We start from the raw sequence: 19,793 nt of genomic DNA, 5'->3' as shown, positions 1-19,793 counted from the left end.
TTTATTTTATAAAGCAAGAGCCTCTCATAACCAATGAAGAGGCTTTTTTTATGCAAAGCAAGTTGGCTTTATAAGAAAAAAACAATACATTCGTTTTAAAAGCTTAAACAGCCATTAAACAGAGTTTTATATTTAATTTAAACTAAAAACAATTCGCAAAAATGAAAAGGATTTTAATATTAATACTATTGATTTTTCAACTTTTTAATTGTGAAGAAAAAAAAGAAATAAGCTCTGTAAATCCAGAAAACTGGTCTAAACGAAAAGCAAATATAAACCAGAAAGATTCACTAGAATTTGGTAAATCGTACCTTTCAATATATTCTCAAATTTATAGCTTATCGCAACACAGAACCCACAACCTAACGGCCATGGTAAGTTTAAGAAATACAAGCGAAACAGATTCTGTTTATATTTTAAAAGCCGAATATTACGATACACACGGAAAATCTATTAGAAAGTATTTTGATTACCCTATTTATTTAGCACCAATGGAAACCACAGAAATTATTATTGATGAGATTGATATTACTGGTGGCACAGGAGCAAACTTTATATTTGATTGGAAAAAACCAAAAAACACCCCCGAACCACTTTTTGAAGGTGTAATGAGCTCTACAATGGGGCAACAAGGCTTATCGTTTACAACACATGCCAAACGCATTAAATAAAACTTTTTTAAAACAAAATTGAAGCACCCAAAACCAACATTGTTTGGTTTCCTTTAAAGCGCGAATTACCTCCAATAGTATTTAAATCTTGACCTTCAAGATTTTTTAAAATATTAGTAAAACCATAAATATATTGCGCTTTAAGCTTAAAGTTTTTAACTCCAACAGAAGCGCCCACAGCGCCATTAAAATTAAATTGAGATATATCGGTAATATTTAAAGCCGTTAAATTGGTATAATTATTTATAAAATAACCTTCTTGGTTTTCGTCTTTAAGCTCTAATTTACTATTGTATTGTAACATAGGGCCAATATCAATTGTAAAATAATTAGGAATAACTTTTAAATGCATTAACATGGCTACTTGCGCAGCAAACATTTTGTATTCTATAAACGTTTCCTCAGTACTTACTATACTGGGGCGACCAGAAACCTCAACGTTACTTTCAGAGAGTTGCATACCAAAACTAATATTATACCAACGCACAGGAATATCAACCACAGCATTAACACCACCAATAAACCCTGCAGAAGATTTGGTATTAAAATTATCTGTAACAATATCAAACTGCGTTATACCACCCGTAATTCCAAAACCATTAGTAATTGGATAATTACCTTTTTGCGAAAAACTTTTTGTAACAAAACATAAAGTTAATGCTACTAATAAGTAAAGTTGTATTTTTTTCATGCCTTTTTAGGGTTATAATGCTCAAATATAACTTAATTTAGTAATTCATATTTTTTTAACCATTTTAATAAATTCATTATGAACTTTGCATTTATTCCTTTTATTGTTATTGGATTATTTATTTTAATCTCGTCCTTTTTTGTTGTTAAACAGCAATCTGCTGCCATTATAGAACGTTTTGGTAAGTTTCAAAGTATACGCCAATCGGGTTTACAAATTAAAATCCCGTTAGTCGATAAAATAGCTGGTCGTTTAAGTTTAAAAATTCAGCAATTAGATGTTATTATAGAAACAAAAACTTTAGACGATGTATTTGTAAGGCTTAAAGTATCTGTACAATATCGTGTATTAAGCCAAAAAGTTTACGATGCCTTTTATAAACTAGATTATCCGCACGATCAAATTACAAGTTATGTGTTTGATGTGGTTCGTGCCGAAGTACCAAAAATGAAATTAGACGATGTTTTTGTAAAAAAAGATGATATAGCCTTAGCAGTAAAAGCTGAATTAAACGATGCAATGCTTGATTATGGTTTTGATATTATAAAAACATTAGTAACAGATATAGACCCAGACGCCCAAGTAAAAGAAGCTATGAATAGAATTAATGCTTCTGAGCGCGAAAAAATTGCTGCACAGTTTGAAGGTGATGCAGCTCGTATTTTAATTGTTGAAAAAGCAAAAGCCGAAGCAGAAAGTAAACGTTTACAAGGGCAAGGTATTGCAGACCAACGTCGTGAAATTGCACGTGGTTTAGAGGAGTCTGTAGAGGTTTTAAACCGTGTTGGCATAAACAGTCAAGAAGCTTCTGCTTTAATAGTTGTAACCCAACATTACGATACGCTACAATCTTTAGGAGAAGAAACCAATAGTAACTTAATTTTATTACCAAATGCACCACAAGCTGGAAGCAATATGTTAAACGATATGGTGGCTAGTTTTACCGCAAGTAATCAAATTGGAGAAGCTATGAAAGCTGCTAAAAAGAAAGAAGAAAATTAAAACTTAATTCTACAAAAAACCTCTATTGTACTTATAGAGGTTTTTTATTTTAGCAATACATGAAACATAATGTTTTAATTGTTTTGGGTTCGCCAAATTCTTCTACAGGTGTTTTAAGCGATATTTCAAAAAGCAGGCTAAATTTTTGTTTAAAACACTATTCTAACAATAACAAAATTATTTGTACAGGTGGATGGGGAAAACATTTTAATACCACAAATAAACCCCACGTCTATTATGCTAAAACTTATTTAATAAAGCATGGGGTTTCAAAACATTATTTTTTAGATGATGCTTTATCATCGAATACGGTTGATGATGCCGTAAAAATAAAACCTATAATAGAAAAATTAAACATTAACTATTTAACAATTATTACTTCCGATTATCATTTAGATAGAGTTAAATTAATTTTTAATGACATACTAAAATCCTTTAAATTAAAATTTATAGGCGTTAAATCTTCTTTAGATAAAGAAACTTATAATGCTTTAGTAAAACATGAAAAAAAAGCAATACAATCTATTTTAAAAAACGGGTTATATTACTAATTTATTAACTAAACGGATGCCTTTCTTCCCATTTTTGAATAGGATTCATATACATAACAATGCATTTTAATACCGTATTAGCAATAAAATTATTGGTATGATTTAAGTAAATATGCATCGTATGAGGCTTTGCCCCTATTGAGCTTTTAATTTCCATAGCTGTTCTAGCATACACAATAGTTTTATAACCGTTCTCAATACCAAAAAAAGCCATATTAAAAAGCATATTTAAATACATTTGGTGTTGGTGCTGTAACTTTTTATTATAACCTAAAAAATATGTTTCTAATATTGAGTTATTTAAAATTAATGTATAAAACCCTACTAATTCATTTTCTAAAAAAACACCAAATACTTTAAACTTATCTTTTAAATGAATTTTTAATTGATAAAAATGGTCTGGTTTAAGCTTAAAAGAATTAACACGTGCATTATCAGAAACTGTTTCATATAATTTAAAAATAGTATTAGAATAGGTGTTTAAAAAATGTGCATCTAACTCTTGATAATGCAAAGCTGCCGATTTTTTTCTTGCTGTTTTATAACGCCTTTTATACTTTTTATTAAATGACAATATGTAATCATTTGTTGTTTTCCAAGCATCAGCTATGCTAAAAATCATATTAGGCTGTACTTGTATTTTATAGAGGTTATTTTGCTTAAAAAATGCTGTACTTTCATGAATGGAATCCTGCTCAAAATAATCTTTAAATACAACAATACGTACTTTTTTATTAAATTTTACTTTAATATATGTGGTTAGCTCATTTAAAGCCTTTTCTATTTGGGTTAGATAATTGGCTTGAGAAATTTCCTTTTCATTAAAATATATGCCATGCTGCCCTGTATGCATTAAGTTTCCAACAACCAAAGCATTTCCTTTTATAATTTTAGAAATAAGTTGTTTTGCAAACTGTTTAATGGAGTTATCACTATTTTTTCTAAAAATGTCGTTTGCATACATTTCAACCCGCTGGATAATGGCAATACCAACTAAGGTTTTATTTTTAAAAACACCAACATAATATCCAGTAATATTTAAAGGTAAAGCGCTTTCAAGCCCTTTTAAAAAATTAGATTTTAAAAAAACATCCTGTGTATTAAGTGTATCCCAATCGGCTGGAAGCTCACTTGTATTTTTATATATTTTATAATGTATCAATATGAAAATAAAAAGGCTGAAAACTACAATTTCCAGCCTTTAATATACTAAATCTTTAAATTTTTTTACATACCACAAAGAATGGCGCCCATTAAAATAAGTGTAACAATCCAATATCCAGAATTTATAAGTATATATTTCCAACTTTTACGTTCAAATAATCCAATAGTTCCTATAATTGGCAAGGCTCCAAAAAGGCCAAATATCATACCATGAAGGGCACCGTGTTTAAAAGTTCTAAAAGCGGTTTCGTAATCGCCCATAAATACGTTAAACGATTCTTTAGCTAATGTAGGGTCTCCTCCTACCATACCTAATGCGCCCCATTGGTGGTTTGTAAATTGCATTAATAAGGTTGCTAATAGTACGGCAAAAAGTAATGCAAGCCCGAAAATAACAGCCATGTTTCCGCCTTTTATTTTTTCTTCGGTCATTCCAGATGCTTTCATCCAAGAGTTCCCAAAAACTTTTGGATGATACCATACAAAGCCCATAAACAAGGCAGCAACTGCAGCAATTGGAATGGCTATTGGGTTAATTGGTAATTGTTCCATAATATTAAATATTAATTAGTTAGTATACTTTAAAAGTACAAAAAAACCCGAAGATATACTTCGGGTTTTTATATTTATAAATATTTAAAATCTATTTTAAGGCTTTAGCTTCTTCTACTAACAAAGTGTTTTTATCGTTTAATGCTTTGTCTACAAAAGCCTGTATAGCTTCATTTTTTTCTAAACCATTTTCTAATAAAACACCTAAAGAAATCATGGTAATTATTCGAGTTCCAGATTTTTTAACCGAAGTATTAAACAGAGGTTCTAAATCGCTATAACTCACATTTTTTGCTAATTCTTGTATTTCTAATTTAGCTTTAGCCTGTTTATCTTCTGGCATTCTATCGTATTTTTTACCATACGATTTTATTTGTTCTATTGCGGGCTTATTATTTTGTTGAGGCTGTTTTGGTTTATTGTTACTAGCATTTTGTTGGGGTTTTACTTTTGCCCAAGTATCTCGTAAACCAACTGTTTTATTAAATACTATATTATTTGATGTTGAATCGTTATCAACATTAAAATAGCCTAAACGTTGAAATTGAAACCTATCTCCTATTTTAGCGTTTGTTAAGCTCGGTTCGACAAAAGCTTCGATAATTTTTAAAGAATTTGGGTTTATAAAATCCATAAAATCTTTTTCTGGATGACTATCTGGTGCTTCGTTATTAAACAACCTATCATATTCTCTAACCTCGGCCTTAACTGCATGCTTAATGGATACCCAATGTAAAGTTCCTTTTACTCTTCTTGAAGTATCTTCAGAATATGTACATTGTATTTCTATAATCTCGCCACTATTATTTTTAACAACATTTTCTGCCTTAATAATATAAGCGTTTTTAAGCCTTACTTCGCCTCCTAGTTTTAATCTAAAATACTTACTGCCAGCTTCTTCTTTAAAATCTTCTTTTTCAATATACAGCTCTCTAGAAAATGGTACCTTTCTAAAACCAGCACTATCATCTTCAGGATTATTTTCGGCATTAAACCACTCTTCTTTGTCTTCTGGGTAATTAGTTATTACTAATTTAACAGGGTTTAAAACCGCCATAACACGAGGTGCTGTTTTGTTTAAATCTTCTCGAATACAAAACTCTAAAAGCGATACATCAATAATATTTTCGCGCTTAGCAACACCAACGGTTTCTACAAATTTTCTAATGGCATTTGGTGTATATCCTCTACGTCGTAAGCCAGAAATTGTTGGCATTCTTGGGTCGTCCCAACCATTTACAACACCATCTTCAACCAATTTTAACAACTTACGCTTACTCATTATAGTATAGCTTAAGTTTAAACGTGCAAATTCGCGTTGTTTTGGTCTTAATTTATTAGTATTGGCTACTTGGTCTAAAAACCAATCGTAAAGCTCTCTGTGTGGCTTAAATTCAAGCGAGCATAAAGAGTGCGATACTTGTTCTATATAATCACTCTCGCCATGCGTCCAATCGTACATTGGGTAAATACACCATTGATTTGCTGTTCTGTGATGGTGCTTTTTTAGTATACGATACATAATTGGATCGCGCATTAACATATTTGTATGTTGCATATTTATTTTTGCACGTAAAATATGTTCGCCTTCTGCAAACTCGCCAGCTTTCATACGCTCGAACAAATCAAGATTTTCTTCAACGCTTCTATTTCTATATGGACCATCAACACCAGGTTGTGTTGGTGTGCCTTTTTGTTCGGCCATGGCTTCGCTAGATTGCGAATCGACATACGCTTTACCTTCTTTAATTAAATATACAGCCCAATCGTATAATTGTTGAAAATAATCAGAAGAAAACAATTCCTTATCCCAAGTATAACCTAACCAAGCAACATCTTCCTTAATAGCATCAACATACTCCTGTTCTTCTTTAGCTGGATTAGTATCATCAAAACGAAGGTTAACTGGGGCATTATAATATTCGCCTAAGCCAAAACTAATTCCAATGGCTTTTGTGTGCCCAATATGTAAATAGCCATTTGGTTCTGGAGGAAAACGAAAACGAAGGCTGCTTTTAGGCATTCCGTTTGCTAAATCTTCTTCTATAATTTGCTCGATAAAATTGAGTGATTTTCTTTCTTCAGACATAAACTTTATACTCTTTAGTAGAAACAGATACTATTAAAAAAATTATTGGGTAAAATTAGGTAATTTTGACGACTTAAATTGTCTTACAATGGGAATTATAAAAGTTGAAAATATTAGGGTATTTGCATATCATGGTTGCTTAAAAGAAGAAACAAAAATTGGAAGCGATTACCGAGTAGATTTAGAGGTTAAAGCAGATTTACAAACATCGGCTATTACAGATAAGCTTAATGATACTGTAGATTATGTATTTTTAAATAGAGTTATTAAGGAAGAAATGGGTATTGCATCTCATTTACTTGAAACCGTAGCTAAGCGCATATTAAATAGAATATTTAATGAGGATAAGCTTGTAAAAAAAGCAACTGTTTGGGTTAGTAAATTAAACCCGCCCATTGGAGGAGATGTAGAAAAAGTTACAATAAAAATGACTGATAAGCGTAAAAAGTAATTTTATCTATTGCAACATCACATTTTTTTTTACATTTGCAGCATATTATCAATAACTATGTTGGTAATGCTAATTTTAGATTAAATTTAAAAACAATCTAAAATATAAAATAATGGCGTCGTGGCCGAGTGGCTAGGCAGAGGTCTGCAAAACCTTGTACAGCGGTTCGAATCCGCTCGACGCCTCAAAAAAAAAGAGATACTTTTTAAGTATCTCTTTTTTTATAAAAATATAAATGTCGTGCTTTCACTCTAAAAGCTTATCTTTTATAGGATTTATGTTTTCTAACTTTTCTTTATTTTTTTCGTAAGCCTCTGGAAATAGTCCTTGAAAAAATAATAATATACCAAAACCTAGTATTACTATAGCAATTACCTTTTTGGTTTTAAAAATAAGTCGTGGTGTTAATTTAGCCTTTAATCTTTTTGCTATTACTATTTTTACTAAGTCTGATACAAAATACGCAACCAACATAGATACTATAAATACAATATCTCCATGTTGCGAAGTGGTTAAAGAGTCGCCCAAAACAATAAAACCTAGCCAACCTAGTAAAACACCAATGTTTATAAAATTTAGTAAAAATCCTTTTACAAAAAGTTTTCCGTAGTCTTTTTGAATTTCAACCTTATGATACTCTTTTACAATGGCTCGAAATGATTTTGATGTTTTTACAAACGATATAACGCCATAAACCATTAATAAAACACCACCAAATATTAAAAAATTTGGGTCGTTACCTATTTTGCCTCTTAAATTATTAGTACTGTAAAAAGCAATAACAATAAAAATAATATCGGCAAAAATAACACCTAAATCGAATATTAAAGCACTTCTAAACCCTTTTGTAGCACTAGTTTCTAATAGTACAAAAAATACTGGCCCTATAGTAAAAGCAAGTATAATCCCGAAGGGAATAGCGGTTAAAATATCGTCAAACATAAAAATGTGAAGCTTTAATACAAAGTAAAGAAATATTTTAAAACTATTGGTTTGCTTAATAAGCCTATTTATAATATTTAAAGGAAAAAGAGCGGTGTTAAATAACACCGCTCTTTTTAAACATACTAAAAAAATAAACTATTTTTTAATGAGTTTTATGTTATTAATTCCTGCTTCAGTTTTTATTTGAGCAAAATATAAGCCAGATTGTAAACCAGAAGCATCAATAATGGTTTCTCTTGTGCTTGGTTTTATAAGTAATACTCTCTTTCCTAAAACATTAAATAATTGTATATAGTTTATGTTTATTGCGTTTGTTTTAATTACCCAATTACTTAGAGTTGGATTAGGAAATACCTGAATATAGTTTTTCAAACCTGAATCATTAACACTTAACGAGCAAGATTCACCCACGGTATACGAAAAATATTTTGTTACCGCTAAACCACCTGCAAATGCAAACTTACATGCATAACTAATAGTTGTTCCTAGAGTTTGCCCAGTAATTGTATGAGTAAAAATATTTCCAGATACATGCGCCATTGGAGTCTCGCTAAACGGAGTTTGTTTCCATAAATAAGCAACTACCCCATCTTTATCATCCAATAATTCGAAAGTTAAAGTAACATCTGTCCCTAAGGTTGTAAAGCTATAATTATAGCCAATATCGAAAGTGCCTTGTTGTGCATCAGAGGCTACTCCCCCGCATTCATTATTAGAACTTTCTAGAGTTGTGGCCTGAATAATTATAGGGTTATTAGTAGCGTTATTACCTGCCAAATCAGTTGCTGTTACACTAAACGTATACATGGTATTTGGACTTAAAGCCGAAATTGTCATGGACTCTTCAACACCAGAATTTCCTGTTGTATTTTTTGTTCCTGCATCGTAAGAAACATTATAGACTACTGTCCCCGAATTATCTGTTCCGTTTAACAATAACTCTACAGATGTTGATGTTACGGCGCCTAAAGTAGCTGTAAAGCTTGTAGGAGGTTCGTTATCTGTTTCTCCACTACAATCCGACCCAACAACATAGCTTATATATTCTGTAACAGCCAAACCACCTGAAAACTCAAACTTACAAGCATAGCTAAGAGTTGTTCCATTTGCTAAACCACTAAGAGTTTTGGTAAATTTATTAGTAGACACAAAGTCCATTTGAGATTCTGTAAACGGGGTTTCTTGCCATAAGTAAGCATTACCAGATGATTTATCGGTATCCAACAACTCAAAGGTAATAACTACATTAGTTCCAATTGTTTCGAAAGTACTTTTATAGCCTATTGAAAACGTTCCTTGAATTGCTGTAATTCCAGTTTTTGTACACTTTTTAACTTCATCTACATTTACATTAATAGCTTGCGATATGGTTTCTCCATTGGCATTATCTATAGCTTTAGCTGAAATTTGATGGGTTCCTATATTGGCATTATTCCATGTATAGCTATAGGGTTCTGTAGCATCTTCACCTAATTTGGTAGTTCCGTTATAAAACTCTACCATGCTAATTGTACCATCTAGATCTGAAGCTGTAGCTGTAATAATTATCTCTTCGCCTTCTTTAAACGTCGTATTGTTTGTTGGTGCTGTTATAGATATAGTTGGGTTGGTATTTCCTGTTGCCGAAACAATAACCAACACATAATCGGTTGATGAGTATGTACCATCATTAACCGTTAACTTTACCTTATAAACCCCTTCTTCTAAATTTGAAATATTTGGTAATTGGGCTGTATTATCAGAAAATGAAATTATAGATGGTCCATAAATTTGTTCCCAATTATAATTTAAATTAGCTGTGTCTAAATCTGTGCTTAACGATCCATCTAATACTGCTGTTGTATTGGGTAAAACAACCGAAACATTATCGCCTGCATGTGCTACTGGCGGTGTGTATGAAAGTGGGCTATTATAGCTAAATATCATTTTTCCTAAATTAAATTCGCCATTAGTAACGACCAACCTTAATGTATGTTTGCCTTCATTTAACTCGATATTACTTACTGTTTTATTTACCCATGTATCCCAATCTCCAGAATCGGTTACCGTAATATCTGTACTTATTTTAACGCCATCAATCTCGAAATAAAAAGGACCACCACCACTTGTGTTTCCAGAGGTATATCTAAAACTTAAATCGTAATTTCCTGCTGTTTGTACATCTATAGAGTATTCCATCCATTCGCCAGGAGCAATATATCCTACTATGGCACCTTCGGTTGTGTTTGTTGAGGCATCTACATATTCATTTGTTCTAAAATCGCCTTCATTATTAACCGATACATCTACATAAGCAATATTTTGTCCTATACCACCTTCAAAAACATCATACTTACCAGCCTCAATAGTTCCAGGTATACTTATTGGTGTGCCTGAATAAGGCACTTGTTCGCCTACTTGAACAGATACAATATTAGTAACATTAAAATTAGAGCCCACATATACTTTAGCGTACATACCATGAATACCTAAAGACAAATTACTTGCTTTAAAAATATATGGAGTCGTTGTAGTTTCTCCTAACAACGTTGTTCCGTTATAAAACTCTACTTTAGTAACACCACTACCTATTGTGTTAGCTGTTAAATTAACACTTCCGCCTGGATAGGCTTGATTAAAATTTGAAGTTAATGTTGCAGATACATTAATATCTTTACTTGTTGCCATTTGATTTGCTGGCACATCTAACGTATAACCGTCTGAAAAAGTTACTGTTATTGGAGAATCTGAATAATTATGCGCCACATAGGTAAAATCCCCTCCGTTATTAAAAACTGCTGATATTGGGTAATCTGAAGTTATAGTAGCATTTAAATTTCCTAGTGCATTCATGGCATGAATCCAATGATAGGTTTGTGCATCTGATACCCCAAACTTTAAATTACGATCTGGGTAGGCATTATATAACTCAATAGCTTTATCAGGGTCTAAAAAAGATAAATATTTCCATATTGTATCGTGCCATAAATTTGGGTTAGTATCACTATCACTTAAAATACCTGTATAGGCTTTTAATTCATCCCATATTTTTTGAACATAATTTAAATTTTGTCCCAGATATAACGATCCGCCATGCATAGGGTATAATTCTATACCATAGGATGCTGTAATATCTGATGTCCAAAATGTACCATTATCATAAGAATTTCCCCAAACTCTAGATACCAAACTGTATTGTTGCGATGTTTGAAAATTACGTTCGCTCATATCAAACCAATACTCTTCAATAGCTGTTTGTTCTGTAGTATACAGGTAAACCCCTAAATCTCTAATAGCATCGTTTTCTGTAATGGTGCCCCAATGAATTAATGATGAATTGAATTGCATACTCTCTGAAGTAGATTCTTGATCGTTTCCTTGAGGAAAAGATGCGGTTCCGTTAGCCCAACAATGCCCAGCATAAGGACTAAAATTTCTTAAAAAAGGAAACTGTGTATCATTTCTATCAAAAGAAGCTGCATCACGTATTAATAAGTTAATCATGGCACCCCAATTATCTGCCCAACCTGGTTCAAACTGTTCCATAAATGCTGCTGCATGTATAAAATAACCCCAATGAAAATGGTGGTCGTTTATATTGGTATCTTGTCCATGGCCAGCTGGGTAACCTAACATAGTAGACCAATTACTATTATAATAAAATAAAAAAGCTACCTCGCTTGTTTGGTAAGTTAGCCAATTTTCTAAACGTTCTTTTATAGTTGCTATCATTTTATCTCGTGCCAAAACATTACCAATTTGGTCTGCAATTCTTGCCGTTTGGATTAAACGATTCATTACCTGACCTTCATTATAAGAATCTGTCCAAATTGCTAAACCATCATTTTCTATCTGAGCAATTTTTGTATCTAAATCTGACGGATTAAATCCATCACTATAATTTGCTAAATATGGCATAGTAGGAAGAATTCCTTTATAAATATTTTCAACCGTAAAAGTATTGCCATCTAGCGTTTTTATTTCACCTCGAATGCCATTATAGCTATATCCGTTAGGTGTTGCTGAACCAGCAGCTAAATTATCCCATTGATGTGGTAATAAACCTTGTAAAATATTTGTTTCAGAGCCTTCTTTAGTTTCTGTAGTTACTACAAAATTAGTTTGCACAACACCATTATTTGAATTGTAAGACCAATTTGTTGTGGTATTGGTAGGAAATACATAAGCATACTTTTTGTATTGATTGGCTACTGTATTTGTGTTTGTAGCATCTTGTGGCAACATAGCCATAGACCAATAATTATTTCCGTTTAATGTTGAAGTATAAGTGCTACCTGTATTTGTCCAAACACTACCCACAGGCGCATAGATTACAAAATCTGCACCACTACTTGCGTTTTCTATAATTAACATTTCGGAAGAAACAGTTACCATTCCGTTATTAATTTTAATTTCTAAAACATCGTCACTTTCCTTTTCAAAATAAAGAAAAGGCATTCCTATACCTGAAGTTGCTTTAAGTTCATGAGAGCCATCATTCCAGTTCATGGTAACCGTCCAGTCTGAATAATCTGAAACCGTTGCTTGAGACGAATTTAATCCTGAAAGACCAATTTGAATAGGAGCAGAATCTCCTATAACACCAAAAGGAATATAAGTTACTATTAAACCAGTATTTGTGGTTTTCATAGTCATTGGGTAATTAAAAAGATTATCGGCATGATTCTCTTTAATTAACTTGGACCACCAATCGTTGGTTGGTACAGGTTTTCCTGTTGCATTACCGCTTATTTGAGGTGTACCCGAAGGAAAACCATTTCTGCCAGCGGCATCTGTTCCGGGAAATGAGTTGGTATAACTTCCGCTACCTATATTTGTTGTTTGGGCATTTGCAGCCACTATTGTAAACCCTAATACAATAGAAAAAAAGAATTTAAATACATTATACTTTAGTTTCATACTCGATAATTTTGATATGAAAAAGGGTGCTTTTAAAAAACTAAAAACACCCTTTTTATTTTTTTACCAGCTAATGTTTATTTTTTAATTAGTTTAATACTATTTGTTCCGTTATTCGTTTTTATTTTTGCAAAATACAAGCCCGTTTTTAGTCTAGAACCATCTATTTGCGCTTCTGTAGAATTAGGAGATACAGAAATTACTTGTTTACCTAAAACATCAAAAACATTAACCGAACTTATACTTAAATTGTTTGCTTTAATATTCCAAATATCGTTTGTTGGATTTGGGTATATTTTTACTTCGGATATTTTAAATTTTTTAGTACTTAATGCTGTTTCGTTATAGAAATACCAGTTATCAAAGTAAACAGTTCCGTTTCCATCTACTTTAAACTGATGAATATCTGTTAAGTTTTCTCCTCCGGTTGAAAAATAACTTAAAGGAATATCTACACTTACCCAAGTTTCGGTTGCAATTGGTAAGGCATAACCAAGCTCTCCTGCGCTTTGATCAAGTACATAAAAGTTTAATGCAGTAGAGTTAGGTGTCCAAAAATCGACATGTAAATGAGTTTGTGCTGAAACATCTTGAGGCACACCACCATCGGCACTACCTAAATTGGTTCCTTGATAGTTTAAGCCAGAATATTTTATTACTTCGTTTCCATCAATTGTTTCAAACGAAAAACCAGTAGATTGCCCCCAGCCTGGGTTAAAGTTAGTACCACTTAAATCCATATAAGCATCGCTATAAATAGAAATTACTTGATTTGCTGTTTCATTATACGAAGGTGCTGTAGGCGCATTTGTAGGCGCTGGTAGTGGGCCTGATACGGTTCCGTTAGGTACCATAACATTATCAAAATATAGTGTATTATCTGTTGTTCTATCTGTACCGTCGCCATAAGGAACAACAAAATCTGGAATAATAATTAGTCTGCTATAAGTATTTCCTATTTGTGCAGAAAAATCGAACGTTAATTCTTCCCATTGATTTATTACTGTATTTGCAGATGCAATTTCTATTGGCGCACTAAACCCTTCAAACTTAATTGCTACGTTACTAATAGTTGGTTTATAAACCATTATTTTTACAATAGCATTTGTAGCATCAAATGTAAATTCTCCGTCGTCATCTGTAAAACATAATGCCCAATTATTATCGGTGGTATGTGCAACAAATTCGACTACAGTTGCAGATGTATTAATACCTCCGCTTACAGGGTTTGCTATTTCAGTAAAAGTAGGCGCAACTTCTGTTGCTGTCCAATTCCATCCGCTACCTGTTCCTGCAGGTTCAAAATCTATAGTATGCGAAGCCTGTGTAAAACCAACAGTAGAAATTAAAATAAATAGTAAAGTAATTTTTTTCATAATAATATAGTTTTAATTTAGTTATTCTCAAATTTAGCAACAACCTATTGTTATATGTTTAAATTTTACCCCTACAAAAAACATACATCTCAAAAAAAATGCTTGCTATTTATTTAAAACAATGCCTTAACACACCAGATAATTGGGTTTTGTTTAATATGTTAAAAAAGTTATTATAACTATAAAATTTGTGCGTGTTGTGGTAATGTAGTGGTGATTTTTAAACTGGTATAGTTTAATTTATTTAAATGTTTAACACGAGTAGTTTTAAACAAAATATTTTCTCTTTTATAAACAAAAAATCCTACTATAATAGCAGGATATCAATACTTTATTATGTTTTTATAGTTTTTAAATTTTAATGGTTTGTCTTAATCTACTAAAAGATAATTGTTTTGAATAAAATTTAGGTTTTTCATTTTTATCCCAAAGCCCCCAATATGCACCTACATCGCCTTCGGTACCTACTTTCCATGACTCATCAAAAGAAGAAAAATAAAATATGTCTATGTTATCTTCTCTAGCCCATTCTTGAGTATTAATAAAGTATTTTATGGCATTTTGGTATGATGGAAGCGCTCCGTGTAATCCTAAACCTTGACTTGGCCATCCTGTTTCGGTAATAATAACGTGTTTACCATTTGCTGCTTTAACTGCTCTATGGTACATATCTTTCATATAAATTAAAGCATACTCTAGGCTACAACCTTCCCAATACGGATAACAATTTGCCAAAATAACATCGCAAGCATTAGTAATTTTAGGGCGCTTAGCAAACTCGTAATAAGCATCAACATAACCCATTGGTATGTTTGGTATTTCTCGTTTAACTTGCACTAAATAATCTATTAATTCATCTTCAGATAAATCGCCTCTGTACATAACTTCGTTTCCTACTGCTGCAATATCTACATAACCAGCTTTAGCTAATTTTATAAGACCTGTTATTTCGTTCTTATTTATAGTATTGTCTTTTCCTAACCAAGCTCCAACAAGTGTTTTAATTCCAAATTCTTTAGCTATAACTGGAATAAGCTCGTTGCCATCTGTACATGAAAATGTGCGTATCCATTTAGTATAGGGTTTTAAAATACGCATACGCCTTCTTATTTGTTTTTCTGTAATTTGATCGCCAGCTTTTTGTCCTTCTTCGTAAGCACTAAAACAAATACCATGCATACCACTTCTTAAAATCCTATTAAATGTATTATTCAAGCCTGTAGTAGTTTTATTTTGTAAACCACCAGATAAAGACAATATATTTTCTTTTTTAAAAGACATGTTTTTGCTATTAATATTTATAATTCTCCTCTACGCTCAATTAACTGAGCTTTAATTTCTTTAGCTTTTGTTTCACTAAGACTATATTTATACATAATTATAATGGCTATTGCTGCTGTAATTGACGGAATAACTATATCTGCCACCCTTAAACTATTCATAGTTTCAATAGATTGTGTTTCTGCATCAGAAATAAAACCTACCAATTTTAAAACAAGGCCACCTAAAAATAAAGCTATAGATTGACCTATTTTTACCATTAACCAATAAATAGCTCCGAAGGTGCCTTCTTTTCTTGGCATTCCATTTTCAAGTTCGTCTAAATCGCATACATCTGCAGTCATACTCATCATTAAAGTAAATAATCCACCAAGACCAAAAGCAATAAAGGGTATTGGCATAAAAATTAACCAAGGAGCGCCTTGACTTATATCTATACTAAACCATGACATACCTACGCTTTCTAAAAAGGGATTTAGTACTTCAAACAAAGAAGCCATTCCTTTATTTAATAGCTGGCCAAAACTTGTTTCGTTAAAGTTTTTATTTAATTGATTATCAAAACCCCACCATTTTAAAATATATCCAATAATTGAAATAACTGTTGAAATAATGAAAGCTTTACGTTTACCCCATTTGTTTGCCATTTTAGAAACAATAGGTATTACAACAAAAGCAGTTATTACAGCTGTAATTGTTGAAAACCATGCTGGCCATGTACTTGCATTTTCGTAACTGCCATTGTACATGTAAAATACTATAATATAAACGCTAAAAGCCGATACTAACTGAAACCCATTAAAAACTAAAAAAGTTGCACCACAAAGCTTAGTAAATGGTTTGTTTTTAAAAACTTGCTTAATACCAACCCATAAGTCTATAAGGTTAGATGCCATAGTTTTAAGCGTAATTTTTTTTCTGTTCTCCATTTGAGAAGCATCAATACCTTTACAAAAAATAGCAGGCAAAACTCCTAAAACTGCACATATAGATCCCACAATTATTGATAAGTGCCTAACACCTTCTGCTTGCGATTCGTAAACTTGAGGGTCTGCTATAATAACCCAAAACCAAGGTACTATCATCCATGCTATTTGACCTATAGTATTTGAGAAAGCCATAATTCGAGTACGCTCATTATAGTCTGATGTCATTTCGTAACCTAAGCCAACTAATGGTGTAGCATACATAGTGTTTCCTGCTAAAAAAAGTATGGTTAAGGTTAAAAAGTACCAAAAATTATACGTTTGAGAATTCTCAGGAGACATTTGCCATGTAAACGCAAATAAAATTCCACTTAAAATTGCACCAACAAAAATATAGGGTCTACGGCGTCCCCAATTAGATTTTGTATTATCAGATATAAAACCCATAATTGGATCGGAAAGTGCATCAAAAAGTCTAGGTAAAGCCCCTAATATTCCTGCATAAAGTGGATCCATACCAAATGCAGTAAGTAGAAAAAACATAAAAAACGATAACGAACCAGGTAACAAATTAAGCACAAAGTGTCCTGCTCCAAAAGCCATTTTTTGACCCATTGGCACTCTATCTTTTAAAGGGGTTACACTATGCTTCATACGTTTTATTTTATTGAGTTAAATGCTACTATATTTCTTGACTAGGAATTATAACTGTTTGAATGGCTTTGGCATCAATAGAAAAAGTAATTATACTTTCATTTAATTTTAATCGAACAGATTTTGCTGTATCAAATTCATTAAATAAAACAACAGAAATTGACCCATCGGGGTTTTTGGCTGCAGTAGCCATAATACTTATATCTGAATTATCGTGTGCAATAACCTTAGCTTGTGGTCTTATAAACTTGCTAAAATGTGCCATTGTAAAATATAATGGTGTAAAATATACCTCATCGGTTTCTGGGTCTACAATTACAGGTGCAACACACCAGTTTTCAAACCAGTTTGGTCCGCCTTGTTTATCTAGTACCATATTCCAATCTACCCAACCATCAACCCAGTTGTTAAGGCAACCTATAATATCTCGTGCATAACGGTTTACTGGGGCATATTTTGGATGTAAATATTTCTTTTCTGGGGCTCTCCAATCGTAACCCCAATCGGTGGCTTCTTTTTTCCAATACCAAGCATCATCTTTCCAAACTGGAACTTGAGAATCTATACAACCTTCGGTTTCTATTAAATATTTATTTGGGGCTTTATTATGGGCATATTGTAAGGCTTCTGGAAAATAGTTGTATGTACTTTCATACCAATGAATTGCTGTGCCGTCAAAATATTTAGATGAAGCCTCATCTCTGTACATTTCATCAACCCATTCTTTTAGCCCTTCTCTATTTTGGTCGTAACCTAAAATAATTTTATCGCCATAACCATCGGCTTCTAGTTTTGGCCCTAAATGAAACTGAACAAAATCGGTCATTTCCTTTGGTGTAAAGTGCATGCTTTCCCAATTGTTACCGTTTCCATGCGGCTCGTTCTCTACTGTAAAACCCCAGATATCTATACCTTGAGCTTTATAGGCTTTTATATACTTTGAAAAAAATAAGGCCCAAGTATCATAATATTCAGGAAGTAATTTACCTCCAACCCACTTGTTATTGTCTTTCATCCATGGAGCTGCAGACCAAGGCGAGGCAAAAATATTAAACCCGTTTTCTGAAACAGCTTGCGCTTCTTTTATCATAGGAATTAAATCATCCATATCCTCTTTAATGCTAAAATGCTCTAAGTTTTTATCGCCCTCTACAGGAGTATATGAGTAATTTGATAAAGAAAAATCGCAAGAATTCATGTGGGTTCTTGTTAAAGAATAATTAGCTCCTTCTTTTGCGAAATAGGCTTTAATAATGGTATCTCTGTTTTTTTTACTTAATTGATTTAATAAATAGGCTGAAGACTCTGTAAACGCTCCACCAAAACCTGAAATGGTTTGAAGCGTTTGCTCTGGGTATAATGTTATTGAAACAATACTATCGTAATGTTTAAAAGCTGAAACTTTGGTTAGTTTATTTCCTCTTTCTGAAGTTTCAAATACTTGAAATTCAACTTTTTTTTGTTTCATTTTACAGCTAGATAATAAAATAATAATTATAAAAGCTACTATGTAATTGTACTTATTCATTTTTGCTTTTTTGTTGATTATACTTTGTTTTTATAATCTTAAATGTTTCTTTTTTTGTTCTATCTATATTAACAATGCCCCAAAACTCTTCGTTTGGAGAACCATCGTATGGCACACCACTACTATTTGGTGCCCAACCCCCTATATCTTGCCTTTCGGGATTTCCTGCTTTCCACCAACCATCGGTAAACGAAAACATTGTTACACCAGAACAGATATCTAAATTCTTAAAAATTTTATCTAAAATTTTTTTATTAGCTACTGCTTGAGCTTTTTCATTTACACCTTTATTAAAACCGTTTTTAGAAACAGTCATATAACTATCACCTCCTGCTTCTGATATATACATAGGCTTATTGCTTATAGCCTTCCATTGTGTAAAAATTTGTTCTGGGTTATCCCACCGGTAAACATTCATGCCCCAAACATCTATATTTGGGCAAGACCTAAGTGCAAAAGCATCTGGTAATTCGCCATGAGCCGTTGTAACTGGGTGCAAAACATCGTTTTGATGTATTAAACTTGCGGTAGTATTCATTACAGAATACCAATTATTTATATCGCCTTTAAACCATTCGGGATGGTAATTATATTCGTTACCTAATTCCCACATTAAAATAGCTGGGTGGTTTTTATATTTATTTACATAATCGATACAGGTTCTTGATTTTATATCGAAAACACCATCTTGCTTATAACCAAAACCTATAATTACTTTTATTCCTGCTTTGTAAATTTGGTCTAAAACTAATTTATCATCAATAGGTGCATAAACTCTAATAGTATTTATACCTGCTTGTTTCATTAATTTAAGATCTTGAGTTAAATTTTTAAAATCTCTAAACTCACTACCTTTTGAAACCGGATGGTAACAAATACCTTTAATGATATATGGCTTATTATTTACATACAGATGCTTATCTAATATAGTTACAGCACCTATTGGATTGTCTTTATTACAAGACAAACAAAAACAGATAATAAATAATGAAACAATATATTTAACCATATAT

General features: G+C 32.1%; 15 protein-coding genes and 1 tRNA gene. 5 read left to right on the top strand and 11 right to left on the bottom strand.

Annotation, left to right across the window (positions count from 1 at the left end):
- Nucleotides 1-161: 161 nt before the first annotated feature.
- Nucleotides 162-671, top strand: a complete 510-nt coding sequence (locus ACNG5D_RS12030; protein WP_418183767.1) for a DUF3124 domain-containing protein — start codon at nt 162-164, stop codon at nt 669-671.
- Between the two features lie 7 nt (nt 672-678).
- On the opposite strand, the gene ACNG5D_RS12025 is transcribed toward ACNG5D_RS12030, so the two are convergent.
- Complete coding sequence (locus ACNG5D_RS12025) at nt 679-1,362, bottom strand: hypothetical protein (protein ID WP_418183766.1); 684 nt, start codon at nt 1,360-1,362, stop codon at nt 679-681.
- A 78-nt stretch (nt 1,363-1,440) separates the two neighbouring features.
- Between ACNG5D_RS12025 and ACNG5D_RS12020 the strand changes: the two genes are divergently transcribed.
- Nucleotides 1,441-2,364 carry an SPFH domain-containing protein gene (locus ACNG5D_RS12020; RefSeq protein ID WP_418183765.1) on the top strand — a complete coding sequence of 308 codons (924 nt, stop codon included), beginning with the start codon at nt 1,441-1,443 and terminating at the stop codon, nt 2,362-2,364.
- Nucleotides 2,365-2,423: 59 nt separating this feature from the next.
- Entirely contained in the window at nt 2,424-2,915 is a 492-nt protein-coding gene (locus tag ACNG5D_RS12015) for a YdcF family protein (RefSeq protein WP_418183764.1), read from the top strand.
- A 4-nt stretch (nt 2,916-2,919) separates the two neighbouring features.
- On the opposite strand, the gene ACNG5D_RS12010 is transcribed toward ACNG5D_RS12015, so the two are convergent.
- From ACNG5D_RS12010 to ACNG5D_RS12000, 3 genes are all read right to left on the bottom strand, one after another.
- Nucleotides 2,920-4,077 carry a GNAT family N-acetyltransferase gene (locus ACNG5D_RS12010; RefSeq protein ID WP_418183763.1) on the bottom strand — a complete coding sequence of 386 codons (1,158 nt, stop codon included), beginning with the start codon at nt 4,075-4,077 and terminating at the stop codon, nt 2,920-2,922.
- A 65-nt stretch (nt 4,078-4,142) separates the two neighbouring features.
- Nucleotides 4,143-4,631 carry a DUF1761 domain-containing protein gene (locus ACNG5D_RS12005; protein ID WP_418183762.1) on the bottom strand — a complete coding sequence of 163 codons (489 nt, stop codon included), beginning with the start codon at nt 4,629-4,631 and terminating at the stop codon, nt 4,143-4,145.
- 91 nt (nt 4,632-4,722) lie between these two features.
- A complete protein-coding gene (locus tag ACNG5D_RS12000) occupies nt 4,723-6,720 on the bottom strand; it encodes a glutamine--tRNA ligase/YqeY domain fusion protein (protein ID WP_418183761.1) in 1,998 nt (665 codons plus the stop codon).
- A gap of 88 nt (nt 6,721-6,808) precedes the next feature.
- Here ACNG5D_RS12000 and folB point away from each other — a divergent pair, with 88 nt between their 5' ends.
- Together folB and ACNG5D_RS11990 are read left to right on the top strand one after the other, a co-directional pair.
- A complete protein-coding gene (folB, locus tag ACNG5D_RS11995; RefSeq protein WP_418183760.1) occupies nt 6,809-7,171 on the top strand; it encodes a dihydroneopterin aldolase in 363 nt (120 codons plus the stop codon).
- 114 nt (nt 7,172-7,285) lie between these two features.
- Nucleotides 7,286-7,356, top strand: a tRNA-Cys gene (locus ACNG5D_RS11990).
- A gap of 61 nt (nt 7,357-7,417) precedes the next feature.
- Here ACNG5D_RS11990 and ACNG5D_RS11985 read toward each other — a convergent pair.
- The 7 genes from ACNG5D_RS11985 to ACNG5D_RS11955 all read right to left on the bottom strand — a co-directional run bounded on the left by ACNG5D_RS11985 (nt 7,418) and on the right by ACNG5D_RS11955 (nt 19,789).
- Nucleotides 7,418-8,113: a LysE family translocator gene (locus tag ACNG5D_RS11985; protein WP_418183759.1), complete on the bottom strand. Its 696-nt coding sequence runs from the start codon at nt 8,111-8,113 to the stop codon at nt 7,418-7,420.
- 138 nt (nt 8,114-8,251) lie between these two features.
- Nucleotides 8,252-13,015, bottom strand: a complete 4,764-nt coding sequence (locus ACNG5D_RS11980) for a glycosyl hydrolase (protein ID WP_418183758.1) — start codon at nt 13,013-13,015, stop codon at nt 8,252-8,254.
- A 77-nt stretch (nt 13,016-13,092) separates the two neighbouring features.
- Entirely contained in the window at nt 13,093-14,391 is a 1,299-nt protein-coding gene (locus ACNG5D_RS11975; protein ID WP_418183757.1) for a T9SS type A sorting domain-containing protein, read from the bottom strand.
- Between the two features lie 351 nt (nt 14,392-14,742).
- On the bottom strand, nt 14,743-15,672 hold the full coding sequence (locus tag ACNG5D_RS11970; RefSeq protein ID WP_418183756.1) for a glycoside hydrolase family 17 protein: 930 nt from the start codon (nt 15,670-15,672) through the stop codon (nt 14,743-14,745).
- Nucleotides 15,673-15,689: 17 nt separating this feature from the next.
- Nucleotides 15,690-17,252: an MFS transporter gene (locus tag ACNG5D_RS11965; protein ID WP_418183755.1), complete on the bottom strand. Its 1,563-nt coding sequence runs from the start codon at nt 17,250-17,252 to the stop codon at nt 15,690-15,692.
- Between the two features lie 28 nt (nt 17,253-17,280).
- Nucleotides 17,281-18,720, bottom strand: a complete 1,440-nt coding sequence (locus ACNG5D_RS11960; protein WP_418183754.1) for a glycoside hydrolase family 30 protein — start codon at nt 18,718-18,720, stop codon at nt 17,281-17,283.
- A 52-nt stretch (nt 18,721-18,772) separates the two neighbouring features.
- On the bottom strand, nt 18,773-19,789 hold the full coding sequence (locus ACNG5D_RS11955; protein WP_418183753.1) for a glycoside hydrolase family 2 TIM barrel-domain containing protein: 1,017 nt from the start codon (nt 19,787-19,789) through the stop codon (nt 18,773-18,775).
- Nucleotides 19,790-19,793: the final 4 nt, after the last annotated feature.

It is taken from the genome of Algibacter ulvanivorans (genome assembly GCF_048381495.1).
In the GTDB taxonomy this organism is placed as follows: Bacteria; Bacteroidota; Bacteroidia; order Flavobacteriales; family Flavobacteriaceae; genus Algibacter_B; species Algibacter_B ulvanivorans.
This window is presented reverse-complemented; position numbering and strand designations above follow the sequence as displayed.